The organism is Sphingobium sp. SYK-6, from assembly GCF_000283515.1.
Classification (GTDB): Bacteria; Pseudomonadota; Alphaproteobacteria; order Sphingomonadales; family Sphingomonadaceae; genus Sphingobium; species Sphingobium lignivorans.
The window spans coordinates 1494002-1519241 of the sequence record NC_015976.1 but is presented as its reverse complement, the minus strand read 5'-3'; the positions used below and the strand labels follow the sequence as shown (position 1 = coordinate 1519241).

Below are 25240 nucleotides of genomic sequence, written 5' to 3'. Positions count from 1 at the left end.
CCGCCGACAAACGCACTTGCGCTGCCCCGGATTAATCGTGATGGTTGGATCCCCGCATGGTCCCTGCCCTTCACTCGGACTACGCTTGCAAGGCAATGGCGCGTCTGGAAAGCGCCATTGGGCTCCCCTCTTTCCGCATCGAATGAAAGACGAACGACCATGGCATTGGTGAAGAAGGCCACGCTGGCAAAGCGCGGCTCCATGGCGAAAGCGCCAGCGGGCGAACCGACGCCTCCCCCGCCTCCCCCGTCGCGCAAGCCCCGGTCGCGCCGCGCGACCAGCGCGGTCGATCGTATCGATCAGGCGACACAGGAACTGGCCAGCGGCCTTGGCGAAGCGGCGGCGGCGGCGGGAGAACTCCAGCGCGCCGTCGATCAGATTTCCACCGGGGCCGAGGAAGCGGCCGGGGCGGCACAGGAATCGCTCGGGTCGATCGGCGAGCTGCGCAGCGCCTTTGCGCATGCGGCCGAGCAGGCCGGCGCCGCGCTGCGCCAGACCGAAATGCTGCAGGCCGGGTTCAGCGATGCGGCCATGCAGATCGATGCCTCCATCTCGGCCATCGCACTCAACGCGCGCCGCCAGCTGGGTTCGGTCGCGATCATCGAGCGACTGGAGGCCGCCGCCGATCGCATCGCGGCGGTGGGCGAGACGGTGAGCGACATTTCCGAGCAGACCGGCATGCTGGCGCTCAATGCCTCCATCGAGGCCGTGCGCGCGGGAGACGGCGGCAAGGGATTCGCCATCGTCGCGGACGAAGTGCGCGAGCTCGCCGACACGTCGGACAACAGCGCCCGCGACATCCGCCAGCTCGCGACCGATATCGTGACGGAAATTCGCACCGCGGCGGACCGTATCCGCGCCATATCGCAAGCGGCGACGCGCGAAGCCGAGAATGGTGCCGCGATCTCCGCGTCGTTGCAGGAGGGGCGTGGCCAGCTCGACGCATTGCTGGCCGGCGCCCGGGCGATCGCGGCAGCGGCGGGAGAAGCGAATATCGCCGCCAACGAGGCGGAGCGGGGCGCGGAGCAGGTGGCCAGCGCGGCGGAGGAGCAATCCGCCGCGGGGGCCGAGGCACAGCAGGCCATGGAGCAGCAGGCCGCTTCGCTGGAGCAGAGCCAGCAGATTGCCGAGGCGCTCGGCGGGCTGACCAACGGCCTGGAAGCGAGCGAAGGCGATCAGACGCTGATCGAGCAGGTCGCGACGGCCGCCGAGCAGCTCTCTGCCATGGTGCAGGAGCTCTCCGGCGCCTCCAGCCAGATCCTCGTGGCGCTCGAGCAGATTGCGCGCGGGGCGCAGGTGCAGAGCGCCGCGACCCTGCAGGCCAGCACGGCAATGGCGCAGATCGAGAGCAGCGCGGGGCGCGCGCATGGCCTCGCCAGCGACGCGTCCGCTACCGTCCGCGACCTTGTGACGCGGGTCACCGAAGCGCGCAGCGGCGTCGGAACGCTCGCCGCCAATGTCTCCAACGGCGTGGCCGAGACGCGGGCTGTCCTGCAGCAACTCGCGACGGCCGGCGCCACGGCCCGCCGGATCGAGAAGATCGGCGACGGGCTCGCTCTGGTCGCGCTGCAGACCAACATGCTCGCGGTCAGCGGCACGGTGGAAGCCTCGCGTGCCGGCGAGGCGGGCGCCGGTTTCGCGACGGTCACGGCCGACATTCGCAAGCTCGCCCGTGAAGGCGCGGCCAATGCCGAGGATGCCAAGGATGTCGTGCGCTCCATCCAGGACCAGCTCGCTACGGCGCAGCGCGATCTGGACCAGAGCGTGGCGGCAAGCGAGGCCGAGATCGGCCGCAACGAAGCGATGATCCAGCGCTTCGACGCCATGACTCTCGACCTCGGAAACGCGCGCGGCGCCAATGAGGCGATATTGGACCGCGCCGACGCGATCCTTCGCTCGGCGACCGAGGTCCGGCAGGGCTGCGACCAGATCGCCATGGCAGCCGAACTCGCCGCGACGGCCGCGCGCGAGGCCGGTTCGGCCGCCGCGCAGCAGGCGCAGGTCGCCGAGGATCTTGCCGCGGCCATCGAGGATATTGCGGCGCTCGCGGCATCGCTGGTCGGTGCGCAAGGCTGATGGCGCAGGCCGCCGAGCCATTGCTTGCCTTTCATGCCCGCGGCGTGCGCTATGGCATACCGGCCGCGCAGGTGCGCGCGGTGGCTCCCCTGCCCGCTCTCACGGCGGTGCCGCTCGCCCCGCCCGCGCTGATCGGGCTGGCCAATCTTCGCGGGGAAGCCACCCCCGTCATTGCCCTGTCGCGTCTGCTGGACAGGCCGGACGGCGCGCCCAGCCGGCTCCTGCTGATCGAGAACGGCAGCCGCTTCGCACTGGCGATCGACACGGTCGAGGGAGTGGTCGGCCCCGACGATGCGCCGGAATGCCCTCCGCTCGAGACACGCCTCGCCGACATCTTTCCGGACCGCAGGACGCTTGGCGGCCGGGGCCCGGCGGCGACCCGCGCCGTCGAAGCAGTGCAGGATGAGGATCGCCTGCCCCTCCTGCGCTTCATGCTCGGCGACCAGCATTTCGCTCTGCCGCTCGACGAGGTCGAGCAGGTGCTGCGCGTTCCCGAGGCCGTCGCCAGCCTTCCCCGCAGCGACGGTGTCGCGCTGGGCACGCTCGATTATCGCGGCGGCCTTCTGCCCTTGCTGTCGCTCGCGGCGCTGCTGGCCTTGCCGCGCGGAGAGACCAGCGGGGCGCGCATTCTGGTCGCTGTGATCGGGCAGCAGCGCGTCGGCCTGCTGGTCGATGCGGTCGATCGCGTGATTCATGCCCCGGTCTCGCGCATCGATCCCGTGCCGGCCGCTCTGCTGCGCGGAGAGGCCGAAGCGGTGGTCGCAGGCATCTATCGGCCGGTTGCCGGGGAACGGCTCGTCTCCGTCCTCGCCGCAGGGGACCTGCTCAGCCGCGACCAGATCGCACGCCTCGCGCCCGCCCGGCCGGAAGCGCCGGCAGCGCCGGGCGCACGGGCCGAGACCGAAGCACTGCTGCTGGTACGCGTTGGCGGCCACCGGCTCGGCTTTCCGCTTGCGGCGATCGACGGTGTCGCGCGCGTCCCCGACAGGATCACCCGACTGCCGGGCGCACCGGCTTTCCTGGCCGGGCTCGGCCGACTGCGCGGCGAATCCTCCCCGATCGTCGACTTGCCGGTCCATCTGGGAGAAGTCGCCCGTCCCGTGCGCGGCGGAGCCGTTCTTCTGTGCCGCATCGCCGGTGCCCCCGCCGGCCTGAAGGTCGACGAAGTGGCAGGCATTGTCCGCGCCCCGGCCGAACTGCTGCGCGACGCAGGCACGCTCGGCACCAACCGCACCCGGCCGTTCGAGCGCGTGCTCGCCCTCGATGGCGGGGAGCGGTTCGCGCTCGTCCTGTCGGCGGATGCGCTATTCGATCAGGTCGAGGCCGATCTGCTGCAGGCCTTCGAGCGGACACTGGCCGAACCCGCGTGACCAAACTCCTCATCGTTGACGATTCCCCGCTGATGCGGAAGCTCCTGACGGAGATCTTCACCGAGGCCGGCGGCTTTGATCTCGCGGTCGCCCGCGATGGCGGCGAGGCGCTCGAACAAGTGCATGCCTTCGCGCCCGACGTGGTGACGCTGGACATTCACATGCCCAGCCTCGACGGTCTTGCCTGCCTTGACCGGATCATGGTCGAGCGGCCCACCCCCGTGGTCATGGTCTCCTCGCTGACCGAGGAAGGCGCCGAGGAAACGCTCGAAGCGCTCTCGCTCGGCGCGGTCGATTTCGTCGCCAAGCCGCGCGGGCCGCTCTCGCTCGAGATCGACAATGTCGCGGGCCTGCTGGTGCAGAAGGTCCGGACCGCAGCAGGGGCGCGTCTCTCGCGCGCCGCCCGGCTCACCGACCGGGTGCGGCTGCGCACGGCAAGGCCGCCGCGACCCGCCCGGCCAGCGAAGCCCGCCCCCAGACCCAAGCCCGGCGACAGGCTCGCAGGCATCGCGGCCGTGCTGGTCGGCGTCTCGACGGGCGGTCCTCCCGCTCTCGACATGCTGCTCCAACCCATTCCGGCGGACTTCCCCTGGCCCATCGTCATCGCGCAGCACATGCCCCGGAGCTTCACGGGCCCTCTCGCGCGCCGCCTCGATGGGTGCTGCGCGATCAGCGTTGTCGAGGTGACGCGGCCGATGCCGCTCCAGCCGGGCCACGCCTATATCGGCCGGGGCGATGCGGACCTGCTGATTTCGCGGCGTTCCGGCGGGGTCGTCGCCATGCCCGCGCCTGCCCGCCCCGATCTGCACTGGCATCCGAATGCGGACCGTCTGGTCGAGAGCGCCATCGCGGCGCTGGGTGCGCAGGCTCTGGTGGGCGTGCTGATGACCGGCATGGGCTCGGACGGCGCGAAAGCCATGGCGGCGCTGCGCCAGGGTGGCGGCCATGTCATCGCGCAGGATGCCGGGACATCGGTGGTGTGGGGCATGCCCGGTACGCTGGTCGCGCTTGACGGCGCCGATCTCGTTCTGCCCTTGCCGGAGATCGCGCCGCAGCTCATCGATTGGGCCGTCGGATGAGCGATGACCAGCCGCCGCTGCTGACCGGGGACCAGCTCGCCCGGCTCGGCGACCTGCTCCATCGCTGGACCGGCATGATCTTCGGCGAGAAGAAGCGCTATTATGTGGAACGCCGGGTCGCCGAGCGCATGCGCCGCACTGGCAGCCCGGACGTGGACGGCTATCTCGCCGCCCTGCTGCACGACACGGCCGAGCGCCGGTCGCTCATCAATGCCTTCACGATCAACGAGACCTATTTCTACCGCGAGGCCTATCAGTTCGCGGCGCTGAGCAATACGATCCTCCCCGCCATCGCCCGCACCAAGCAGCCCGGCGACCTGCTGCGGATATGGTCGATGCCCTGCTCCACCGGCGAGGAGCCCTATTCCATTGCGATCTGGCTGCTGGAGCACTGGCCGCTGGTGGATGCCTATCATGTCGAGATCGTGGGGTCGGATATCGACAGCGACGCGATCGCCGCAGCCCGCGCCGGGCGCTACGGCGCGCGCGCGCTCGCCCGCCTGCCTCATGGCGTGCGGCAGGCCTATTTCACGCCCGAGCCACGGGATCGTAACCGGATCATCGAGGATCTGCGCGAATCCGTGATCTTCAGGGAAGCCAATCTGATCGACGCCGCTTCGGTCGAGGCGCTCGGCCGGTTCGACGTCATCCTCTGCCGCAATCTTCTCATCTATTTCGACGAGAGTGCCCGGCAGCAGGCTTCGGCCAATCTGCATTCCGCGCTCCATCCGGGTGGCCATCTGTGCCTTGGCCACAGCGAATCCATGGCCCGGATCGACGACCGGTTCACGATGGTTCGACTTGACGACGCAATCGTCTATCGTCGCGACTGATGGACGATCTGCTCGTACAGTTTCTGATCGAAGGGCGGGATCTCGTCGGGCAGGCCCATGGGGATCTGCGCGCTCTTTCGGCGGACATGGCGGATGCGCGGGCCTTCGACAGCCTGTTCCGCGCCACCCACACGCTCAAGGGCTCCGTCGCGCTGTTCGACATGGCGCCGGCCGAAGCGCTGCTCCACGCGGCCGAAACGCTCCTCGACCGCGCCCGCCGGACGGGCGTGGCACTGACGGCGCGCCAGATGGAGGCGCTGGTCGCGGTAATCGATCAGGTCGATCGATGGATCGACGCGATGGAAGCGCAAGGGGCGCTCAGTGACGATGCGCCGGCCATCGCCGCGCAGCTCGTCGCGGCATTGGCTGAGGACGGCTCCGCTCAGGCCGCGCGAGCGCCCCAACCGAAGGCCCCTCAGCCGGGCGCCATGACGGCTTTCCGCTTCACGCCCGATCCCGAATGCTTCTTTCGCGGGGAGGATCCGCTCGCGACTCTGGCCGCCGTGCCGGGCCTTCTTTCCCTTGAGATGCTGCCGGCAGAGCCATGGCCGCCGCTCGATCTGCTCGATCCCTTTCGCTGCATGGTGCGGTTCGAGGGCACGAGCAGCGCGAGCGCGGATGCCGTGCGCGCCGCCTTCCGGCTCGTGCCCGATCAGATCGAAATCGAGGCCGCGCAAGAAGCAAAGCCCGACACGGGCCCTGACCCGGACGACGGCATAGCCGTTACCGCCGGGAGCGGCGAATCCGTGCTGCGCGTCGATGGCGCGAGGCTGGATCGGCTTGCGACCCAGACCGGCGAACTTGTCGTCGCGGTCCACGCCCTGCAGGCGCTGGCGAGCGAGATCGCCGCCCGGGATCCGGCGCTCGGCATGGCCTTCCGCCGCGCGCAGGCCGGGATCGAGCGCGCAAGCACGGCGCTGCGACAGTCCGTCGCCGATGTCCGGCTGGTGTCGCTGCAGCCCATCCTGCGGCGGCTGCCCCGCCTTGCGCGCGAGCTGGGCGCAACGCTCGGCAAGCCGCTCCACTTCACCCTGACTGGCGACGACACGCGGGTCGACAAGCAGATCGCCGACGGACTGTTCGAGCCGCTGCTCCATCTCGTGCGCAATGCCATCGACCACGGCCTCGAAACGCCGGAAGAGCGGGCAGCGGCCGGCAAGCCCGCGCAGGGACAGGTCACGCTCGCCATCGCGGCGCGGGGGGAGCGTCTCGTCATCAGCCTTACGGATGATGGTCGCGGGATATCGGCGGACCAGATCCGGGCGGGTGCGGTGGCCCGGGGATTGATCGACGCGGCCGATGCAGCCGACCTCACCGACATGCAGGCTATTCGCCTCATCTTTGCCCGCGGCTTCTCCACGGCTGCGCATGTGACCGACGTTTCGGGACGCGGTGTCGGCATGGATGCCGTCTCCGCGGCGGTCGAGCGGCTGCACGGCACCATCGAGATCGAGAGCGCGGTCGGCACCGGCACGGCCATCCGTCTCCTGCTTCCCCTCGCCGCCATCACCACGCGCCTGCTCACCATCCATGCCGGGGGCGAGCGTTATGCCGTGCCCTTCGATCAGGTGGCCGAGACCGTCCGGCTGCCCGCGTCCGGGATTCAGCAGCTGGGCCGGGGCGAAGCCTGCGTGATCCGCGATCGCACCGTCCCGGTCGTCGATCTCGGCGAAGCGCTTGGGGGCGGCCGGGAAGAGTCCGGTCATGCACGGCTGATCGTGAGCCAGGCCGCCGGCGAGCCGGTCGCCTTCCGCGTCGCGGCCTTCGGCGAGCGGCTCGATGCCGTGGTGAGCGAGCGGCGCGGCCTGATCGCGCGCCTGCCCGCGGTCATCGGGACCTCCCTGCTCGCCGACGGAACCGTGCTCCTCGTCCTCGATCTTGCGGAGCTGGCGGCATGAGCGTGCATATCGCGGATGATGTCATCCGCCTCGAAGGCGCCTGCCCGGTCGAAGAGGCCGAGACGCTGCTCATCGCGCTCCAGCAGGTGCCGGGCCGGTCGGTCGACATCAGCGCGCTCGCGTCTGCGCATCTTGCCGTCATCCAGGTGCTGTTCGCGACGCGGCCGAACCTCGTCGGATCCTGCGCCAATGGCTTCCTGGAAACCTTCGTCCTGCCCGAACTGAGAAAAGGCACGGGGTGAACAAAAAGAGTATCGGGTAAATTTCGCCCCACTATAGGGGGAAAATATAGCCGCCAGGCAGAATAGACTATTGGAGCCCTCGAATGGCCGTTACCGTAATGATCGTCGATGACAGCAAGCTGGCCCGGATCGTGGCCGGCAAGGCACTGGCCGCCATTCAGCCCGACTGGCAGAAGCTGGAAGCCGGCAGCGCCGCACAGGCTCTCGAGACTCTCGAGACCGCCTCGGTCGACGTCGCGCTGATCGATTTCAACATGGCGGAGAAGGATGGGCTGGAACTTGCCGCCGAGCTGCGCGCTATGCGACCAGATATGCCACTCGCGATCATCACAGCCAATATCCAGGACGAGGTCATTGCCCGTGCCCGCGAGGTCGGCGCGGCGTTCATCGCCAAGCCGGTGACCAGCGAGGGGCTTGCGAACTTCATTTCCGGCGCGGCCCTTCGGCTCAGATCGAAAAACGTGTGAGCGCCGAGACTCTCATCCTGTCCGAACTGGAGCGTGATGCCCTCACGGAGATCGTTAATATCGGGGTGAGCCGCGCGGCGTCGAGCCTGCGCAAGATGATCGGCGAGCAGGTCCTGCTGTCCGTCCCGTCCATCGAAGTCGTGAGCCAGCGCCGCGCCGCACGCCTCATCAGCGAGCGCGAAGTGAGCGAGCTGGTCGCGGTCCGGCAGGATTTTTCCGGCTCCTTCTCGGGGCGCGCCCTGCTCATCTTTCCCGAGACGAACAGCCTTGAGCTGGTGCGCGCTGTGACCGGCGGCGAACTCAGCGTTCAGGAAGTCCTCGACCTGGAGCAGGAAGCGCTTGCCGAGACGGGCAATATCATCCTCAACTCCTGCCTCGCGACCATGGCGAACATGCTCAAGCGATCGCTGGTCATGACGATCCCGGAAGTCGTGCGCGGTTCGGGCGGGAGCCTGTTCGACGCCGAGCATGACGGGGCAGAGGGGCTCGTGCTCTTTCTCTACATCGATTTCGCGGTGCGCAGCCGGGACATTCGCGGCTACATCGCGATGATCCTGGACCTGCCCTCCATGGCCGCGCTCAAGGAACTGCTCGGCGAGTTCATCATGCGCGTTGTCGGCGAAGACTTCTGAGACCATGCTGGGCTTCGAGCAGACACAGCTCACTCTGGCTGCGATGGGCGCGAGCGGCACCTGGGCATGGAACATCGGCGAGAACAGCCTCGATGTGGATGAGCGCTTCGCGGCGCTCCATGGTCTGGATGCCGGGCAGGCGCTGACCGGACTGCCGACCGAGGCCTTCTTCAAGGCCATTCATCCGGCGGACCGGGCACGCATCAAGATCGCGGTCGCCGGCATGATGGCGGGCGCCGAGCTTTTCTCCAAGGAATTCAGGGTCGTCAGCCCGGATGGGACGACACTCTGGATGCACGGGCGCGGCCAGTGCGAGCGCGACGATTATGACCAGCCGCGCCGCTTCATCGGCCTGCTTGTCGACGTCACCGAGCGCAAGCGCGCCGAGGAGCGGCTGCGCATCGCGCAGACGGCCGGCGGCGTCGGCACCTTCGAGTTCGTGGACGGGCATGCGACGGCGGCGGTCTCGGCGGAATTCTGCCGGTTGCTCGGCCTGCATCCTGCGTCGGTCCTGCCGGTCCAGACGATCAACGCCGTCCTCGTCCCCGGCGCGCAGCCCATCCTGCCGGATGCCCGCAGCAGCCATGTTCCCGAGACGCTGGACGCCGAGTTCGAGATCATTCGCAATGACGATGGCCAGCGCCGCTGGATTGCGCGGCGGGGCGAGATACTGCCGGAGGGATCGGGCTACCGGCTGATCGGCGTGATCTACGATGTCACCAAGGCCCGGGCACTGGAAAGCGCGCTGCGCGATCTCAACGAGACGCTGGAAGAGCGAGTCCAGCGGGAAGTCGTCGAGCGGCAGCAGACCGAAGAGGCCCTGCGCCAGGCCCAGAAGCTCGAAGCGATCGGCCAGCTCACCGGCGGCGTCGCGCATGACTTCAACAATCTCCTGATGGCAATCTCGAGCAGCCTCGCGCTGCTGAGCAAGCGCCTGCCGGACGATCCCAGCCTCACCCGGCTCATCGACAATGCGCTGCAGGGTGCCGAGCGCGGTGCCGCCCTCACCCAGCGCATGCTCGCCTTCGCGCGGCGGCAGGACCTCTCGCCCGAGCAGATCGCCGTCCCGGAGCTGCTGGCGGGCATGAGGGAGCTGGCCCAGCGGACACTGGGCCCATCCTGGCCGCTCGATTTCCGCTGGTCGGAGGATCTGCCGCCCGTTCTCGCCGATCCCAACCAGCTGGAAATGGCCCTCATCAATCTGCTGGTGAACGCGCGCGATGCCGCCCCGCGCGGCGGCCCCATCTCCATCCACGCCGATCTCTCGACGGTCGAGGCGGGCGAACTCACCGATCTCGCGCCGGGGCATTATGTCCGGATCAGCGTCATCGACCGCGGCTCGGGCATGGATGCCGAGACGCTGGCCCGCGCCACCGAGCCCTTCTTCACGACCAAGGGCGTGGGGAAAGGGACGGGCCTTGGCCTTTCGATGATCCATGGGCTGGCCCGCCAGCTCGAAGGCACGTTCACGCTGCAGAGCGCGATCGGCGAGGGCACCAGCGCGACGCTCTGGCTCCCCGAATCCCGGCATGCCACCCCTTCTCCGGGCGCGGCGCCGGCTCAGCCCTCACCCCCCGTCGCGCGGCACAATCTGAACATTCTGGCCGTGGACGATGATTCGCTGATCCTCATGAACACCGCCGCATTTCTCGAAGATCTCGGCCATCGCGTGTGGGAAGCGGCATCGGGTGCCGATGCGCTGCAGATCATCCGCACCACGCCCGATCTGGACCTGCTCATCACCGATCATGCGATGCCCAACATGACCGGCATCCAGCTCGCGGAACAGGCCGTGTCCGAGCGCTCCGGCCTGCCGGTCATTCTGGCCACCGGCTATGGCGAGGTCCCCACCGACAGTACGCTGCGGGTCGTCAAGCTCGGCAAGCCCTTCTCGCAGGCCGAACTGGAGGATGCGATCAATCGCGCGATGAGCGAATAAGCTCTGCCGAACCGGACGGGAGCGGCGCCTGTGCGTCGGACCGTCGGCGCAGACTATTCCAGCATCCGCGCGAAAGTCGCTGCCGATCCGCGCACGCGCGCCTGCGTGCCGCCCGGCCGTGGCCTCGCCTCTCCCGGCGCCGTCCGGGAAAGCGCCGCCAGCAGCTGCGCCGCCCCATGCAGCCCCTGCGGCGCAAGGCTGTAGAAAACCAGCTTCGCCTCGCGCCGCGTCTGCACGAGCTCCGCCTTGCGCAGCACGGCAAGCTGTTGCGAGAGGCCGGGCTGGCCCACGCCCGTCAGGGCTTCGAGCTCGCTGACCGAGGTCTCGCCATGGTCGAGCAAGGTCCGCATGAGCCGCAGCCGCACATCATGTGCCAGCGCCTTGAGGACAATGGTGATCGCGTCGAGCTCGCCATCCGTGAAGCTCGTCACGCGCCGCGTCCTCCCGGTGCGTCGGGCTGGGTGCGGTGGAACCAGCACTCTTCGTCCGCCTCCGCGAGCGCCGAGCGCTGGTCCTGATGCGGCGGGAGCAGCACGTCATCCCCCGGCCGCCAACCCTCCGGGGTGACCACATTCTTGCTGTCCACCCGCTGCAGCGCGGCGAGGACGCGCAGCAGTTCCTCCACCGATCGGCCGACCGTCGCGGGATAACAGAGCATCGCGCGGATGATCCCGTCGGGATCGATGAAGAAGGTCGATCGCAGCGTCGCGGCGTCCGGCGCATCCTGTGCGAGCATCCCATAGGCGCGGCCGATGACAAGCGAGGGATCCTCGACGATCGGGAAGCTGACCGTCACGCCGAAATGGTCGCGGATCGCGCGGATCCAGCCCAGATGGGCATAAACGCTGTCGACCGAGATCGCGAGCAGCGCGCAATCGAGCGCTTCGAAACGCGCGCTGGCACGCGACAGGGCGATGAACTCGCTGGTGCAGACGGGCGTGAAATCCGCCGGATGCGAAAAAAGCAGCAACCAGCGCCCCCGATAATCGGAGAGGTTGAGGTCGCCCATCGTCGTGCGGGCCCGGAAATTGGGCGCCGGATCCCCGATCTGGAGCGCCCTCACCGGCTCGCCGGCATATGCATCACTGGAACTCAAACGCCTGCTCCCTGGGGCAAATCCTGAAACCCTTTTCCTAGACGCTTACACCATGAGCGTAAACGACTAAGCTTGGGGACCGATTGGACCTGACAGGACGGCCGCTGCTCGGGCGTCATGACGGTCAGCATCAGTTGTGGTCGACATTGCCAACCTGGAGGCCCGTGTTAGGAAGGACGAAATTCCAAGGGCGTCTATGGGGAAATCGGAATGCCTTTAGTAACGTTGGTTGCTGCACTCGTTGCTTCTGGAATGGTCTTGGAACCCACAAGCGAACGACAGCGATGGCTTGATTTCTCTGACTATCCGTCGAACGAATTGCGTCAGGGCAGAGGCGGCGTTGCTGTTGTGAAGGTCATCATCGCTCCAACGGGCGTCCCGGAGCAATGCCTCATAGTTTCAAGCTCAGGAAATGAAGTCATCAATAAGATCGTCTGCGATCTTTCTATGAAGCGATTACGCTTCAAACCCCCGATTTCCGAGACAGGAAAGCCCACCTACGGGATTTGGCAAAGACGAGCGGTCATGCTGCCACCTGGATGGACTGCTGCCCTAAAACCAGAGGAAACTTCAAATTTCAAGATTCGACTTGATGCCCCTCCTTCTATTCGTAAGTCAGCCGAGGTCAGGACCATCGTAAGTGTAGACGATAGTGGAAACTTCCTAGGATGTGGAACGGCGGACATTGAGTCGGATGCATCACTTATCGAAAACGCATGCGATCATATCAAGCGCGTTTGGCAACCTGCGCCGGAGAGAAATATGGCCGGTAATCCAATTACTTATGTTCGCTGGGCTCAGATCGAATTTATCGTACATTGAATGCCCCCAACACCGTCATCTCCCGAAAGGCTGCTTCCGGACGAAAATGCCGTATAACCATCTTCCACAATAGCACCGAATTGTTCACCCCTGAGCCCTGTCCAGCCGGAGCACGCCCATGTCCGATCCCGAGCTTGTGATTTGCCCCGCATGCGCCAGTCCCAATCGCGTGCCGGCCGCGAGGATGGGTGCGGCGCCCAAATGCGGGCGCTGCGGCGAGCGGCTGTTCGAGGGTCGGCCCACGGATGTCGCCGCCAGCGCCTTCGATCGTCATGTCGGCCGGGGGAGCCTCCCGGTGCTGGTCGATTTCTGGGCAAGCTGGTGCGGGCCGTGCCGGGCGATGGCGCCGGCTTTCAAGGCGGCCGCCGCCGAACTGGAGCCGCATGTGCGGCTGCTGAAAGTCGATACCGAGGCCGAGCAAGGCATTGCCGCGCGCTACGGCATCCGCTCCATTCCCACGCTCATTCTCTTCCGGGATGGCCGCGAGATCGCGCGGCAGGCGGGCGCGATGAATCAGGCCCAGCTTGTCGCATGGACGCGACAGGCGCTCGCCGGCGCCTGACCCGCCCCGGCGCGCCGCCCCGTCACAGCCCGATCGCCCGCCCCGCCCAGGCAGCCGGCAGGACCGCGAGGCAAAGGAACGTGCCCAGCGGCAGCCGGGTCGTGGCATCGATCTCGCGGCCGGTCAGCTTCAGCGTCAGGGCCCAGAGCAGCCCCGCCACGCTGGCGATCAGCAGCAGAAGCGGCAGCGATGGCCAGCCAAGCCAGGCGCCCAGCGCGCCCAGCAGCTTCGCGTCGCCCAGTCCCAGTCCCTCCCGCCCGCGCGTCCGTCGATACGCGAGCGCGAGCGCGAAGAGGCACAGATAGCCCGCGCCCGCGCCGATCAGCCGCGCCTCGAAACTCGCCGGCAGGAACCAGTCGCCGATCGTCAGCCCGAGAGCGGCGAGCGGCAATGTGAGTGCGTCCGGCAACCAGTGATGACGCGCATCGAGCATGGCGAGCGTCAGCAGCAGCCAGCCGCCGGCGGCGAAGAACAGCGCAGCGGGCAACGGCAGCCACCAGAACAAGACACCGCCGATCAGCGCCGCGCCCGCTTCCATGACCATGTGGGCCGGGTCGATCCGCGCGCCGCAGCTTCTGCACCGCCCGCGCGCGAGAAGCGCGCCGAGCAGCGGGATCAGCTCCAGCGGTCCCAGGGTGCGCCCGCAGCTGTCGCAGCGCGATCGTCCCCTGACCACCGACTCCCCCCGGGGCCAGCGCGTCACGATCGCGCCGAGGAAGCTGCCGATGATCGCGCCCGCCCCCGCGCCGAGCAGGATGCGCAGGCCGTCCTGCATGGCGGGATTCACAACCGGCCGACCGTCCGCAATATCTGCTCGTCGCCCACGGGGCGGAAGCCATTGGCGCCCAGCGCGGCAATCAGCAGCGGGTCGCTCGTGCGCACGCGCATCGCGGCTTCGTAGCTGCCGTCGCTCTTGATGCGGATGTTGAGCTGCTCCTGCCCGGACTGGCTGGCCAGCGGCAGCTCGACCACGTCGCCCGCGCAGCGCGCCTGGCCGGAAAAGCCGTTGGACAGCGCAAGGCCGCTGATGAGGGCGGGCACGCGGGCGCGCACCTGCCCTTCCGCGCGCGTGCACAGACCGCCGGTGAAGTGGACGGTCAGGTCCTCGAACTCGACCCGGCTCACCGGCAGCGGCGCGAGCGGCGCGGCAAGGGCCAGCGCGCCCGTCACGTCATCGATGCCCCGGCGACCGAAGCCGATCGTGAAGGCACCGGCGATGTCGTCGGCATTGCCGCGCCGCCGCGCGACATCGATGCGCACGCGCCCGATGAGCAGCTGGACGGGATTGAGAAACACGTCGACCGTGCCGAGATTGACGCCCCGCACCTGCAGTTCCTCGGCGCCGCCCCACCAGATCGGCCCGCGCAGGGATCGTGCGGCGACGCCCATTTCCTTGAGCCCGAAGATGCCGAACGCCGCTCGCAACGGCCAGGTGATCAGGATGCCGATGGCAAGGATGATCACCAGCATGATTTTCACGCGGGTGGTGCGCGTCCAGCCGATCATGGCCTGATCTCCTCGAGCACCGCCTGGACGGCGACCGTGCCTTCGGCCGCGCCGGGCACGATGCTGATCGTCTGCACCATCACGCCGGCCTGCTCCAGCGTCGATATCCACTGGAGGAGCGGGCCGACCCGGGCCGATCCCATGTTGATCGACATGCGCCCCTCGCCCTGCAGCGTCGCGCGGTCGAGCGTGAAGCCCGCTTCCGCCGCGCTCTGGCCGACGAGCTGATCGAGCGGCACGCGGTCCGCCTGCTGGCGCTCGGCCGGGCGCTGGCGCAGTTCCGCCACCTTGTCGCGCACGGAGGCATAGCGGTCGAGCGCCAGCCGCTGCCGCTCCCAGCCCGCCGAGAGCGCCCCGCCGATCGGCCGCAGCACGCCCAGCCAGAGGAAGATCACGAATGCGATGACGCCCAGCACCACCATGAAGCGCTGCTCGCGCTCGCTGTGGTTGGCCCACCATGCCCGCATAGCCTGCAACATCAGCGCACCACCATGATATCGGCGATCACACGGCCGCCCCGTTGCTGTACCGCGTTGGCGCTGATCCGCCAGCCCGCTTCCTGTATGGCGATGAGCACGTCGTTGATGTCCTCGGCGCGGACGGCGGCGAGCTGGACGCGCAGCGTTCCATCCCCGCCCTGATTGACATTGGTGAGCACGACATTGGCATTGGCCTGCATCGCGGCCATCAGCCCGGCCATCATGCCGGTGAAGCCGCCCCGCCCGCCCCGGGCGGCGAGCAGCGCCGTCATGCGCCCGTCCGCCATGTCCGGGTCGCTCACGGAGGGATCGATCGTGCGGGCCAGTTCCACGGTCTGCGCGTCCAGCCGCGAGGATTCGGCATTCAAGCGGATGATGGTCACGAGAGAGACGAGCAGCATGCACAGGCCCGTGAGCCCGAGCAGCAGACCGATGCGCCGCATCCGCGCGGAATCGATCAGTGCCGGCGCGCGCCGCGCGAAATTGCCCTGCCGCAGGTCGAGCGGCGGTTCGTCGAGCGCCGAGAGCAGAGCCGCGTCCACTTCCTCGTCGGACACCGGCGTCACCGGCGCATCGCCGATGATCAGCGGAGCGATCACTTCCTCGCCGTCGAACGCCGTGTCGACGCCGCGCACGACCTCGCCGGCCCCGACCTGCCCGCGCACGAACCCGCTTGCCGGTCCGGGCAGCAACAGGGCCGAGGGCACGATGCTCGCCCGACCGACGCCATGTGTCGCGGCCCAGTCCAGCCAGTGCGTCATCGCGCTCTGGCTCGTCACCGCCACGACATGCGGCGCGTCGGGATCGTCATTGGCCGCGACTGCCGCGTGGAGCTGGTCCGGCTCGCCGATGCTTGCCTGCAGCGCCATCAGCCGCGCCGCGGCCGCGCCCTGCCGGGGCGTCATGCCCGGGCAGGCGATCCAGTGCAGCGTGGTGGCCTGCGGCGGCAGCACCAGCATGACCTCGCCGATGCCCGCCTCCGGCTCGTCGGCCTGATCGGGTGGCAGCCACTCGGTGCCGCGCCCGCGCCGCACGATCCTGTCATCGGCGACGCGATACCAGAGCGGCGACGCGTCCCGTTCGGGCGGCAGAAGGATGATATAGTCGTGTCTCAAGAATCCTCGCCCCACTGGCGGCGCACGAGCCGCGCCGGCCTACGTCCCGCATCGATCAGCACAATCTCTTCCACCGTGTCTCCCCCGAGATCGGCCCTCAGCGCCACTTCGAACCAGCGTGTCTTCTGCGCCAGCTGCTCCCAGGCGGAATCGGACAGATTGAGCCTTGCCAGTGCCGGCAGGCTCCGGAACGTCACGAGGCTGCCATAGCCTCCAACCGGCCGCTGCGCCAGCACCTGCCGGGCCTGCTCGAGCCCCAGCGCTTCGGGCGCGAGCATGGCGAGCAGCACCGCTTGCCCCGGCAGCAGCGTGTTCACGTTGATGGGCGAAAGCGCCGTCGTCGGCAGCGCGCAGATCCAGGGGCGCAGGCGCTGGTAGATTTCCGGGGTGACGGCCCCCACCATCAGCAGTTCGCTCGGGTCCGCCATCAGCATGTTGGCCGCGCGATAGGGCGGCGAGAAGCCCGCATAGAACTGGTCCTCGGCCCCGCCATTGCCGGGCGTTGAATCGCTGTCGATCCAGTCCGCCGCCGTAATCGCCACTTGCAGCGCCGTGCCATGCTCGATGCCGAGCAGGCGCATGAGGCCGGCGAACTGCTCGATGCCTTCCGGCCGCGCCACCAGCGTCTCCTCCCCGGAGAAAGCCGCCTCGTCGGCGCCGTCGTCCGGGCCTTTCACGAGGCTGTTGAGGTTGAAGCAGTTGCCCCGGTCGATGATGCGCGCCGTCACCGTGCCGCCGGGCACGGCGATCACCTGATCGCGCCCCAGCCATCCGCCTTCCAGCGTGGTGCGGTCCGGCCGCATCGCGACAAGGTCGCTCACGCGCATCGCCGCCATCTGCTCGGCCGTCAGCAGATAGGCGCGGCCCTGATCTGCGGAGACGATGTTGCGGGTCATGCGGCTGGCCAGCGTCAGCCGCTCGAGCGCGACCGCCGTGATGACCGAGAGGATCGCCACCAGCAGCAGCACGGTGAGCAGTGCCGCCCCGCGCTCGGATGCGCGCTCATTGACCATCGGCAAGGCCTCCGGCTGCGGCGTCGTCGACGGGCGGCTGGCTCATCGCCGTGCCGACGAGGAAGCGCAGCGTCAGCGGCGCCGCGTTGCGCCGCGTGAGCGCGATCTCGACGGCGGTCGGCATGTCGATCGGTCGTGCGGGCGCCCAGCGCTCCAGCCAGGCGCCGTTGCGCGCGCGATAGCGCAGCGTCAGTGCCGTCACGTCGTCGAACAGCACGGCCGGCTCGGGCGCCGGCGCGCCGTCCACCGCTGCATAGCCGATCCGTTCGAGCCGCCCGTCCCGCCACCAATATTCGACTTTCTGCAGACTGGGGCGGCGCAGCGTGCCGGGATTGGCCCAGCCGTCGCGCACGAACTGCATGAGCGGCTCATCCCCCTGCGCCGCCCGCCCGAAGAAGACCGGCGCGAGCGTGCCGGCATCCGTCCGGCTGATCCGCACCACGGCCTGCGAGAGATCCGCGTCGAGCGTGGCGAGGCCGCGCTGCACGTCGGCCAGCGCGTCCAGATGCGTCCGCACCGCCGCCTGCCCGTCCACGCTGCTGCGCAGCAGGGCGACGCCAGCCGTCGCCAGCATCGCGAAGATCATCACCGCGACGAGCAGCTCGATCAGCGTGAAGCCGCTGTCCCGCCGTCCGGGCGCAAGCTGTGGACCCGGCTCAGTCACCACTGCTCACATTCCCGTCGAGGTCCATGCGCAGCGTTACTTGCTGGTCGTCGCGCCGCAGCACGAACCGCAGCGGCTGGTCGGCGCGGCCGACGCTGTCGAACACGATGCGGGCCTGCCCCGCCGAACCGAGGTCCGCGCTGGCGCCGCCGGACCAGTCCTGCGAGGCCAGCGGCCCTTCCCGCACCGGTTGCCATTGCCCGCGTGCGCGCTGCTCGAACCCATAGGCAGTCGGCGAGACCCACAGCGCAACCGCCCGCCCGCTGATGACGGCATCGTCGCGCGCGGCGCGCACGCGCCCGGCGAAGCGATCGATATCCCCGGAAATGCGCCCCCGAGGATCGGCCATGGTGAGCACCACCGCGCCGGACATGAGGCCGATGATGACGATCACGACCATCAGCTCGACCAGCGTGAAGCCCTGCTGCGCCGCGCCGAACCGGGGTGCGGAGGCGCACGCGCGCCCTGTGCCGGGACGGCGCGTCCTCATTTCGCGCGACCGAAGGTGAGCACTGCCGGGGACTGGCCCGGCCCGCCATCGACCCGCAGGGTGATGACGACGAGCCTGCCTTCGTCGCCTTCCTCCACCTGCTGCGCCCAGCGCCACTGCGCGCCGGCATTCTCCGCCGTGCCTTCGCTCGTGCCGAGCGCAGGCGCTGCGGGGTCGGTCAGGCGCTCCACCATGAGATTGCGCGCCACGATCTGCGCAAGGGTCCGCGTGCGCAGATCGACCGAGGTGCGGGCCGAGACCGCCTGCAGCCGCACGAGCGCGAGCCCGGCGATGCTGAAGATCGTGAGCGCGACCAGCATCTCGAGCAGGGTGAAGCCGCGCTGGCCGCTCCGCATCATGTCCCGTGCATCCTTCCGGCGCGCGCCGATCCGCCGCGCGGGCCTAGAGATCGCTCGAATAGATGTCCGCATTCTCGCCATCGCCGCCGCTCTGGCCATCCGCGCCGAGCGAATAGACGTCGAACGGCCCGCGACGGCCCGGCGCGGCATATTGATACGGCCGGTTCCAGGGGTCGTTGGGCAGCTTCTTGATATAGCCGCCCTGCCGGTAGCGCTCGGGCTGCATCAGGCCCGGCGGCGGCGAGAGCAGCGCATTGAGGCCGTCGCTGCTGCTCGGATAAGTGAGATTGTCGAGCCGATACTGTTCCAGTGCGGATTCCAGCGTGGCGATGTCCGCCTTGGCCTTGGCGACATTGCTGGTGCCGAGCGCGCCGAACACGTTGATGGCGACGATGGTGCCGAGCAGGCCGATGATGACGATCACGACCAGCAGCTCGATCAGGGTGAAGCCCTGTTCCCCGCCCCGCTTCAGTCGCCCGGCGAGGGATCGCGCCATCGCTTCCGGCAGCCCCGACGCGCGCGGGGAGATCGGGAGGGTTTGTGCGGCATGGTCGGATTGAGCGGCGTTCATGATGTCAGACTCCGGCACCTGTGAGATTCTGCAGCTGCATGATCGGCAGCAGAATCGAGAGAATGATGATCGCCACGATACCACCCATGACGATGATGATCAGCGGCTCCAGCATGGAAAGCGCGGCGGCGGTGAAGCCGTCGAACTCGCGTTCCAGATAATCGGCGGCCCGCTCCAGCATGAGGTCGAGCTGGCCCGCGCTCTCGCCGCTGGCGGCGAGATAGACGAGCAAGGGCGGGAAGACGTCCGCCCGGCGCATCGCTGCCGAGAGACTGCCGCCACCGCGCACGGCCTCGACGATCTCCGCCGTCGCCGCGCGCAGCACGCGATTATGGACGGTCGGCACGGTGAGCGCGAGCCCTTCCATCACCGGCAGCCGGCTCTCGACCATGGTGGCGAGCGTGCGCGCCATGCGCGCGGCATGGAGATCGCGCAGCAGCCGGCCCAGAAACGGCGTCCGCAGCAGCATGCCGTCCGCCTGCAGGCGCACCGCCTCGTTGCGCAGCGCGCGCCAGCCGAGGAAGCCCAGCAATCCCAGGACGATCAGGATCGCCCACCACCAGCGCGCCAGCACATTGGAAATGCCCATGACGATCCGCGTGAGCAGCGGCAGTTGCTGCCCCAGCGTATCGAACTGCTCCACCACCAGCGGCACGACGAAGATCATGAGCGACACCACCACGATCACCGCGAACACCGCGAGCACGGTGGGATAAGCCAGCGCCGTCAGCATCTTGGAGCGCATTTCCGATTGCCGTTCGAGCAGCAGGGCGAGCCGCTCGGTCAAGGCGGGCAGGCTCCCGGAGCGTTCGCCGGCGGCGATCATCGCGCGATAGAGGCCCGGGAAGCTCCTGGGCTCGGTGGCCATCGCCTCGCCGAGGCTGCGTCCTTCGACCACGCCGGAATGCACGCGCGAGACGATGTCGCGCACATGCTGCTTCTCGCTCTGGCGCGTGATGGTGCGCAGCGCTTCCTCCAGCGGGGAGACCTGCGCCAGCGTCGAGAGCTGCCGCGTGAACAGCGTGAGGTCCTTGGTCGAGAGGCGGTTGCGCTCCAGCGTGAACAGGCTGCGGCCGGAGAGCGCGCGCCCCTTCCCCGCCTCGGCGGCGCCACGGCTCGCCCCGCGCCCTTCCGCGATCCGCACCACGAACAGCTTCTTCGCGGCCAGCGCATCGCGCGCGTCGTTCATCGAATCCGCCCGCAGCAGCCCGCGCTTCTCCCGCCCGGAGCCGTCGATCACCACATAGTCGAATTCAGGCATCGATCGTTTCGCGGCGCGAGATCCGGATCGCTTCCTCCGCGCTCGTCTCGCCGCCCAGCACCAGCGCCCGCGCCGAGGAGACGAGATTGGGCGCATGGAGGAAGGCATGGCGAGCGATCAGCGATTCATCGCCGCCCTCGTTGATCATCCGGCGGATGGTGTCGTCGACGCGGATCGCCTCGAACACGCCGACGCGGCCCTTGTAGCCGCTGCCGGTGCAGTGCTCGCAACCGCGCGGACGGTAGATGAGCGCGCCTTCGTCGATGCCGAGCAGCGCGCTGACCGACTTGTCCGCCTGCACCTGTTCGCGGCAATGGGGGCACAGCCGCCGCACCAGCCGCTGCGCGATCACCGCGCGCAGGGTGGAAGCGAGCAGGAAGGGCTCCACTTTCATGTCGCGCATGCGCGTGATCGCGCCCACCGCATCATTGGTGTGCACGGTGGAGAGCACGAGATGGCCGGTGAGCGATGCCTGCACCGCGATCTCGGCCGTCTCCCGGTCGCGGATTTCGCCGACCATCACCACGTCCGGGTCCTGCCGCAGGATGGCGCGCAGCCCCGCCGCGAAGGAAAGGCCCACCTTGGCGTTCACCTGCGTCTGCCCGACACCTTCGATGGCATATTCCACCGGGTCCTCGACCGTGAGGATGTTGCGGCTGCCGTCATTGAGCTGGCGCAGCCCGGCATAAAGCGTCGTCGTCTTGCCGCTGCCGGTCGGGCCGGTGACGAGGATGATGCCGTTGGGCTCGCCCAGCGCGCTGCGGAAGACGGAGTCGGCGATGCCGGTGAGGCCGAGAATATCGAGCGAGATGCCCGCATTCTCCTTGTCCAGAATACGCAGCACCACGCGTTCGCCTGCCCGGCTCGGCAGCGTGGAGACGCGCACGTCCAGCATCTTGCCGCCGAGCGTCAGGCCGATGCGCCCGTCCTGCGGCACGCGCCGCTCGGCGATGTCCAGCCGGGCCATGACCTTGACGCGGCTGACCACCACGGGCGCGACATGGGCCGGCATGCGCAGCGTCTCGCGCAGCACGCCGTCCATGCGCATGCGCACCACGAGGCCGGTCTCATAGGGCTCGATATGGATGTCGGAGACGCCCTGCCGCGCGGCTTCCGCGATGATGCCGTTGATGAGGCGGATGGCGGGCGCGTCGTCGCCGCTGTCCAGCAGGTCCTCGGCGGTCGGCAGGTCGCCGGCGATGAAATCGAGATCGTCCCCGCCCATGGCCAGCGATCCGGCCATGGCGGCGGCCGAGCCTTCCATCGCATAATGGTCGGAGAGATGCTTCTCGAAGGCCTGCGCGCTGGCGATGGTCACGTCGAAGCTGCGCGCCAGATGCCGCCGCACCTCCACGAGCACGCGCGGGTCCGCGCCTTCGCGCAAGGCGATCGTGATCCGCTCGGCAGGGTCGTCGCCGGTCGCCAGCGAGGTGATGACCACGCCGTGCCGGCGCGCGAAGCCATAGGGGATGTCGATCGGCAGCACGGCCCGGTCCGGTCCCTCGCCGGGAGGCACTTCGGGATCGTTCCGGGACGGATCGATCATTTCTGCCCGCCTTTCTCGTCCTGGGTGGTCACCACCGCCTGGGAGCGCGTTTCCTCGATGGGCGTGATGCGCCCGTCGATCACCTGATCGTCCGGGCGCGCCGTGGCACTCACCGGCAGCGCGGCGCCCATATAGTCACGGACGAGTTCGTCGATGGATGGTTCCACGCCGGGATTGGCGAGCGCCTGCCGCCCGCGAATATAGCCGTAGCGCCGCGCCGTCAGTTCCTGCGCATCCGCCTTGCTGCTCAGGATCGTCGGCCGGATGAAGACCATGAGATTGGTCTTCGCCCGCGCCCGGCTGCGCGACTTGAAGAGATTGCCCAGCAGCGGCAGGTCGCCCAGCAGCGGGATCTTCTCGATGGTGCGCCGCTCATTGTCGTCCAGCAGGCCGCCGATGGCGAGGATATCCCCATCATCGACCAGCACGGTCGTCTCGAACTCGCGCTTATTGATGATGAGGTCGCTGCTGTCGTTGGAGACCGGCCCGGCGACGCTGCTCACTTCCTGCTTGAGGAAGAGCTTGATCGTGCCGTCCGAGCTGACCTGCGGCGTCACGTCCAGCATGATGCCGACATTCTGGCGCTGCACGGTGCGGAACTGGTTGTCGAAATTCGGGCTGAGCGCCTCGCCGGTCGCCACCGGCACTTCCTGGCCCACGAGCATGCGCGCCTGCTGGTTGTCCAGCGTGGTGATCGAGGGCGTGGAAAGCACATTGCTTTCCGTATCGGCCTGCACCGCGTTGATGATGGCGCCGAAGATGCCGTTCTTGCCGATCTCCGTCGCGATCCCGCCGAAGCCGCCGCGCGCGCTGCGCAGCGAGTCGACCGCGGCGCCCTGCAATTCGCTGACGAGGCCGCCATTCTCCGTGGTCGTCGTCGTGGTGCGCGTGCCGTCCGGCGCCACGACCACCGTTTCCTGCGTGCTCAGCCGGTCGGCCGCGATGGCACCGGCGAGCGTCAGGATGTTGGGCTGGGCGTTCGAATAATTGGTGGCGGCAAAGCCGGTCTTGGTGCTGCCGATGAGGAACTGCACGCCCAGCTGGCGCGCCGCGTTGTTGCCGATCTCGACGATGATCGCCTCGACCAGCACCTGGTCCCGGCGCGTATCGAGCTGGCGGATCACTTCGCCCAGCATTCGCTGGGTATCGCCATTGGCGGCGACGATCACGGCATTCGCGCCGTCATAGCGAGTCACGACAGCGGGTCCACGACCGGCCACGCCGCCCTCGCCCGATGTCGCGGAGACCGGCGTCGCGGCTGCCGGCGGCGGCGTGTTGCCGCCATTTCCGCCACTCTGCCGGGTGGAGGCAGCGGTCGATCCACCCGTGGTGGCTGCCTGGCCGAGCAATTGCTGGAGCACCGGCACCATCTTGTCCGCATCGGCATGCTGCAGCCAGTAGACGCGGATTTCCGTGCCCGTGGCGGCACGCGTGTCGAGTTCGCGCACCATGGCCGAGAGGCGCGAAACGGTCGTGGCGTCGCCCCGGATGGCGATGCTGTTCGAGCTGTCGATGGCGACCACGGTCGCGCCGGCCGGCGCGCCTTCCCCGCCCCCGGCGACGAGCGCCTGGAGGGATTGGGCGATCTCCCGGGCCCCGGCATTCTTGAGCGCAATGAGCGTGGTGGACGAGCCATCCGTATCGACTTGCGCCAGCACTTGCCGGATCCGCGTGATATTGTCGGCATAGTCCGCCACGACGATCGACCGCCCGGAGCGGTTCGCGGTGATCGAACCGTCCCGGCTGACCAGCGGCCGCAGCGTCTCGAGCGCGGACTGCGCGTCGATCGAACGCAAGCGGATGACTTCGGTTACGAACTGGTTGCGATGCGCCGAGCCGCCGACCTGCCCCGGCTGCCCCGCGACGCCTTCCGCCGGCTGGATGCGAAACGCGCCGCCCGTCGCGGGCACTGCCACCAGCCCGTTGGCCCGCAGCGTGGAGAGAAAGATCTCGAAATATTCCGAGCGGGTGAGCGGCCGGTCGGTGACGACCGAGACCTTGCCCTGCACCCGGTTGTCGATGATGAACGTGCGCCCCGTGACGCGCGCGGCATCCTGGATGAAGGCGCGGATGTCCGCGTCCCGGACATTAAGGCTCAGCTGTCCCAGCGCCGGCACTGCGCACAGCAGCGCGAGAACGGCAGTTCCGGCAAGTCGGCGGAATTTTGGCAGGACTGTCATCTATTTTCCGGAAGTATGAGAGAAATGGGCACGGTGGCCGAACCGCGCTCGACCATGAGGGACAGGCGCGCGCCGGGGCGAAGCGATTCCTGCAGGGCCTGGATGTCGCCCGCCGAGCGCACCGGCTGTCCGCTCACCTGCACGATGATGTCGCCCGGACGGAAGCCGGCCCGCGAGAGAATGCCGGCATCGCCCTGCGCGCCGACCACGATGCCGGTCACCCGGCCGTTTTCCGAGCGCGGGACCATGCTGACGGCGCCGAGAATGCCCTCAGGCGTAAGCGCGCCCGCGCCGCCGCCGGGGCCGGGCTGCGCCGCATTGTCGGCGGGAGCGCCGCCATCCGGCGCGCCGGCCGCATCGCCGCTTCCGTCACCGCCAGACTGATCGATATAAAGCGTTTCCGTGACCCCGCCCCGCTCGATCACGACATGATCGAACTGCACGGACTTGAGCGTCACGCCCGGCGCGATCTCGTCACCGACCGCATAGCTTGTCTGCTCGCCGCCTTCGCTGGCGATGATGGCCGATCCCCCGCCCGATGCCTCGTTGAGGCTGATGCCGAACAGCTGGAGCGGCAGGGATGTCACTTGCTGCGCGCCGCCCTCGCCTGCCCCCGCCGCGACGCCCGCGCGGAAGAACGGATCGAAGCCGGCGAACAGGGCCTTGCGGGCATCGGCGCTGACCACGACCGGCTCGCGCGCGCGCCAGTCGCCATAGAGGCCGACGGGGGTCACCAGTGCCCAGAGCAGGCGAGCGAACTGGATGAGCAGCATGACGAGCAGCGCCGCCTCGATCCACTGGCCGAGATCGGACGATTCAGGCGATCGGGACCGCCGCGCACGCCGAATGAGTTCGGTCCACCGCATCTTAGAGTCAGGCCCTCCCAGCAAAGCCCGCGTTGCCTATGCTCGCTCTATGACCGATCCGCGACATCAAGGTTACCAAAAAATGACATCGCGTCCATGATCATCGAATTTAACGGTCCGAAATCTTTCCGCGTTAACAAACATTAACGATCATCGCGGTTGATCGGGACATGA

Annotated in this window: 26 protein-coding genes; 11 read left to right on the top strand and 15 right to left on the bottom strand. The window is 68.4% G+C overall.

What is annotated here, in order from left to right:
• The first annotated feature begins 159 nt into the window (after window positions 1-159).
• The 9 genes from SLG_RS06875 to SLG_RS06835 all read left to right on the top strand — a co-directional run bounded on the left by SLG_RS06875 (window position 160) and on the right by SLG_RS06835 (window position 10536).
• Window positions 160-2076, top strand: coding sequence for a methyl-accepting chemotaxis protein (locus tag SLG_RS06875; RefSeq protein WP_014075724.1), 1917 nt, complete (start codon window positions 160-162; stop codon window positions 2074-2076).
• Window positions 2076-3446 (top strand): chemotaxis protein CheW, encoded by a 1371-nt coding sequence (locus SLG_RS06870; RefSeq protein ID WP_014075723.1) that lies wholly within the window; start codon window positions 2076-2078, stop codon window positions 3444-3446. The genes SLG_RS06875 and SLG_RS06870 overlap by 1 nt, the downstream gene beginning before the upstream one ends.
• Window positions 3443-4525 (top strand): chemotaxis-specific protein-glutamate methyltransferase CheB, encoded by a 1083-nt coding sequence (gene cheB / locus SLG_RS06865; RefSeq protein WP_014075722.1) that lies wholly within the window; start codon window positions 3443-3445, stop codon window positions 4523-4525. The genes SLG_RS06870 and cheB overlap by 4 nt, the downstream gene beginning before the upstream one ends.
• Window positions 4522-5358 carry a CheR family methyltransferase gene (locus SLG_RS06860; protein WP_014075721.1) on the top strand — a complete coding sequence of 279 codons (837 nt, stop codon included), beginning with the start codon at window positions 4522-4524 and terminating at the stop codon, window positions 5356-5358. Before cheB ends, SLG_RS06860 begins: the two co-directional genes overlap by 4 nt.
• Window positions 5358-7256 carry a chemotaxis protein CheA gene (locus SLG_RS06855; RefSeq protein WP_014075720.1) on the top strand — a complete coding sequence of 633 codons (1899 nt, stop codon included), beginning with the start codon at window positions 5358-5360 and terminating at the stop codon, window positions 7254-7256. Before SLG_RS06860 ends, SLG_RS06855 begins: the two co-directional genes overlap by 1 nt.
• Window positions 7253-7498 carry a hypothetical protein gene (locus tag SLG_RS06850; RefSeq protein ID WP_014075719.1) on the top strand — a complete coding sequence of 82 codons (246 nt, stop codon included), beginning with the start codon at window positions 7253-7255 and terminating at the stop codon, window positions 7496-7498. Before SLG_RS06855 ends, SLG_RS06850 begins: the two co-directional genes overlap by 4 nt.
• 83 nt (window positions 7499-7581) lie before the next feature.
• Window positions 7582-7965, top strand: a complete 384-nt coding sequence (locus tag SLG_RS06845) for a response regulator (RefSeq protein WP_014075718.1) — start codon at window positions 7582-7584, stop codon at window positions 7963-7965.
• On the top strand, window positions 7962-8597 hold the full coding sequence (locus tag SLG_RS06840; protein ID WP_014075717.1) for a chemotaxis protein CheX: 636 nt from the start codon (window positions 7962-7964) through the stop codon (window positions 8595-8597). The genes SLG_RS06845 and SLG_RS06840 overlap by 4 nt, the downstream gene beginning before the upstream one ends.
• Before the next feature lie 4 nt (window positions 8598-8601).
• Entirely contained in the window at window positions 8602-10536 is a 1935-nt protein-coding gene (locus tag SLG_RS06835) for a hybrid sensor histidine kinase/response regulator (RefSeq protein WP_014075716.1), read from the top strand.
• Window positions 10537-10589: 53 nt separating this feature from the next.
• On the opposite strand, the gene SLG_RS06830 is transcribed toward SLG_RS06835, so the two are convergent.
• Both SLG_RS06830 and SLG_RS06825 read right to left on the bottom strand, forming a co-directional pair.
• Window positions 10590-10967, bottom strand: a complete 378-nt coding sequence (locus SLG_RS06830) for an ArsR/SmtB family transcription factor (RefSeq protein ID WP_014075715.1) — start codon at window positions 10965-10967, stop codon at window positions 10590-10592.
• Window positions 10964-11632, bottom strand: a complete 669-nt coding sequence (locus SLG_RS06825; RefSeq protein WP_014075714.1) for a peroxiredoxin — start codon at window positions 11630-11632, stop codon at window positions 10964-10966. The genes SLG_RS06830 and SLG_RS06825 overlap by 4 nt, the downstream gene beginning before the upstream one ends.
• Before the next feature lie 225 nt (window positions 11633-11857).
• Between SLG_RS06825 and SLG_RS20830 the strand changes: the two genes are divergently transcribed.
• Window positions 11858-12454 carry a TonB family protein gene (locus tag SLG_RS20830; protein ID WP_158512691.1) on the top strand — a complete coding sequence of 199 codons (597 nt, stop codon included), beginning with the start codon at window positions 11858-11860 and terminating at the stop codon, window positions 12452-12454.
• Window positions 12455-12572: 118 nt separating this feature from the next.
• Entirely contained in the window at window positions 12573-13016 is a 444-nt protein-coding gene (gene trxC, locus SLG_RS06820) for a thioredoxin TrxC (RefSeq protein ID WP_014075713.1), read from the top strand.
• 22 nt (window positions 13017-13038) lie between these two features.
• Here the strand turns inward: trxC and SLG_RS06815 are convergent, their stop codons facing one another.
• The 13 genes from SLG_RS06815 to SLG_RS06755 form a co-directional block, all read right to left on the bottom strand.
• Window positions 13039-13791: a prepilin peptidase gene (locus SLG_RS06815; RefSeq protein WP_041392823.1), complete on the bottom strand. Its 753-nt coding sequence runs from the start codon at window positions 13789-13791 to the stop codon at window positions 13039-13041.
• 8 nt (window positions 13792-13799) lie between these two features.
• The gene (gspN, locus tag SLG_RS06810; RefSeq protein WP_014075711.1) at window positions 13800-14522 is read right to left on the bottom strand and encodes a type II secretion system protein N; all 723 of its coding nucleotides are present in this window, start codon (window positions 14520-14522) and stop codon (window positions 13800-13802) included.
• The gene (gene gspM / locus SLG_RS06805; RefSeq protein WP_014075710.1) at window positions 14519-15001 is read right to left on the bottom strand and encodes a type II secretion system protein GspM; all 483 of its coding nucleotides are present in this window, start codon (window positions 14999-15001) and stop codon (window positions 14519-14521) included. Before gspM ends, gspN begins: the two co-directional genes overlap by 4 nt.
• Window positions 15001-16116, bottom strand: a complete 1116-nt coding sequence (gspL, locus tag SLG_RS06800; protein WP_041391790.1) for a type II secretion system protein GspL — start codon at window positions 16114-16116, stop codon at window positions 15001-15003. Before gspL ends, gspM begins: the two co-directional genes overlap by 1 nt.
• The gene (gene gspK / locus SLG_RS06795; RefSeq protein WP_014075708.1) at window positions 16113-17129 is read right to left on the bottom strand and encodes a type II secretion system minor pseudopilin GspK; all 1017 of its coding nucleotides are present in this window, start codon (window positions 17127-17129) and stop codon (window positions 16113-16115) included. The genes gspL and gspK overlap by 4 nt, the downstream gene beginning before the upstream one ends.
• Entirely contained in the window at window positions 17119-17796 is a 678-nt protein-coding gene (gene gspJ / locus SLG_RS06790) for a type II secretion system minor pseudopilin GspJ (protein WP_014075707.1), read from the bottom strand. Before gspJ ends, gspK begins: the two co-directional genes overlap by 11 nt.
• On the bottom strand, window positions 17786-18283 hold the full coding sequence (locus tag SLG_RS20660) for a GspH/FimT family pseudopilin (protein WP_014075706.1): 498 nt from the start codon (window positions 18281-18283) through the stop codon (window positions 17786-17788). The genes gspJ and SLG_RS20660 overlap by 11 nt, the downstream gene beginning before the upstream one ends.
• The gene (gspI, locus tag SLG_RS06780; protein ID WP_014075705.1) at window positions 18280-18642 is read right to left on the bottom strand and encodes a type II secretion system minor pseudopilin GspI; all 363 of its coding nucleotides are present in this window, start codon (window positions 18640-18642) and stop codon (window positions 18280-18282) included. The genes SLG_RS20660 and gspI overlap by 4 nt, the downstream gene beginning before the upstream one ends.
• A gap of 43 nt (window positions 18643-18685) precedes the next feature.
• The gene (gene gspG, locus SLG_RS06775; RefSeq protein WP_041392819.1) at window positions 18686-19138 is read right to left on the bottom strand and encodes a type II secretion system major pseudopilin GspG; all 453 of its coding nucleotides are present in this window, start codon (window positions 19136-19138) and stop codon (window positions 18686-18688) included.
• A gap of 79 nt (window positions 19139-19217) precedes the next feature.
• Window positions 19218-20474, bottom strand: coding sequence for a type II secretion system inner membrane protein GspF (gene gspF, locus SLG_RS06770; RefSeq protein ID WP_014075703.1), 1257 nt, complete (start codon window positions 20472-20474; stop codon window positions 19218-19220).
• The gene (locus SLG_RS06765) at window positions 20467-22020 is read right to left on the bottom strand and encodes a GspE/PulE family protein (RefSeq protein WP_014075702.1); all 1554 of its coding nucleotides are present in this window, start codon (window positions 22018-22020) and stop codon (window positions 20467-20469) included. Before SLG_RS06765 ends, gspF begins: the two co-directional genes overlap by 8 nt.
• Window positions 22017-24200 (bottom strand): type II secretion system secretin GspD, encoded by a 2184-nt coding sequence (gene gspD / locus SLG_RS06760; protein ID WP_014075701.1) that lies wholly within the window; start codon window positions 24198-24200, stop codon window positions 22017-22019. Before gspD ends, SLG_RS06765 begins: the two co-directional genes overlap by 4 nt.
• Complete coding sequence (locus SLG_RS06755; RefSeq protein WP_014075700.1) at window positions 24197-25066, bottom strand: type II secretion system protein N; 870 nt, start codon at window positions 25064-25066, stop codon at window positions 24197-24199. Before SLG_RS06755 ends, gspD begins: the two co-directional genes overlap by 4 nt.
• Window positions 25067-25240: the final 174 nt, after the last annotated feature.

Coding starts and splice junctions, on each gene's coding strand:
- SLG_RS06835 (WP_014075716.1), top strand. CDS start 8,602: ATGCTGGGCTTCGAGCAGACACAGCTCACTCTGGCTGCGATGGGCGCG.
- gspK (WP_014075708.1), bottom strand. CDS start 17,129: ATGGTCAATGAGCGCGCATCCGAGCGCGGGGCGGCACTGCTCACCGTG.
- trxC (WP_014075713.1), top strand. CDS start 12,573: ATGTCCGATCCCGAGCTTGTGATTTGCCCCGCATGCGCCAGTCCCAAT.
- SLG_RS06875 (WP_014075724.1), top strand. CDS start 160: ATGGCATTGGTGAAGAAGGCCACGCTGGCAAAGCGCGGCTCCATGGCG.
- gspD (WP_014075701.1), bottom strand. CDS start 24,200: ATGACAGTCCTGCCAAAATTCCGCCGACTTGCCGGAACTGCCGTTCTC.
- SLG_RS20660 (WP_014075706.1), bottom strand. CDS start 18,283: ATGAGGACGCGCCGTCCCGGCACAGGGCGCGCGTGCGCCTCCGCACCC.
- SLG_RS06850 (WP_014075719.1), top strand. CDS start 7,253: ATGAGCGTGCATATCGCGGATGATGTCATCCGCCTCGAAGGCGCCTGC.
- SLG_RS06815 (WP_041392823.1), bottom strand. CDS start 13,791: ATGCAGGACGGCCTGCGCATCCTGCTCGGCGCGGGGGCGGGCGCGATC.
- gspG (WP_041392819.1), bottom strand. CDS start 19,138: ATGGCGCGATCCCTCGCCGGGCGACTGAAGCGGGGCGGGGAACAGGGC.
- gspM (WP_014075710.1), bottom strand. CDS start 15,001: ATGTTGCAGGCTATGCGGGCATGGTGGGCCAACCACAGCGAGCGCGAG.
- SLG_RS06860 (WP_014075721.1), top strand. CDS start 4,522: ATGAGCGATGACCAGCCGCCGCTGCTGACCGGGGACCAGCTCGCCCGG.
- SLG_RS06845 (WP_014075718.1), top strand. CDS start 7,582: ATGGCCGTTACCGTAATGATCGTCGATGACAGCAAGCTGGCCCGGATC.
- gspF (WP_014075703.1), bottom strand. CDS start 20,474: ATGCCTGAATTCGACTATGTGGTGATCGACGGCTCCGGGCGGGAGAAG.
- SLG_RS06765 (WP_014075702.1), bottom strand. CDS start 22,020: ATGATCGATCCGTCCCGGAACGATCCCGAAGTGCCTCCCGGCGAGGGA.
- SLG_RS06755 (WP_014075700.1), bottom strand. CDS start 25,066: ATGCGGTGGACCGAACTCATTCGGCGTGCGCGGCGGTCCCGATCGCCT.
- SLG_RS06855 (WP_014075720.1), top strand. CDS start 5,358: ATGGACGATCTGCTCGTACAGTTTCTGATCGAAGGGCGGGATCTCGTC.
- gspI (WP_014075705.1), bottom strand. CDS start 18,642: ATGATGCGGAGCGGCCAGCGCGGCTTCACCCTGCTCGAGATGCTGGTC.
- gspN (WP_014075711.1), bottom strand. CDS start 14,522: ATGATCGGCTGGACGCGCACCACCCGCGTGAAAATCATGCTGGTGATC.
- SLG_RS06870 (WP_014075723.1), top strand. CDS start 2,076: ATGGCGCAGGCCGCCGAGCCATTGCTTGCCTTTCATGCCCGCGGCGTG.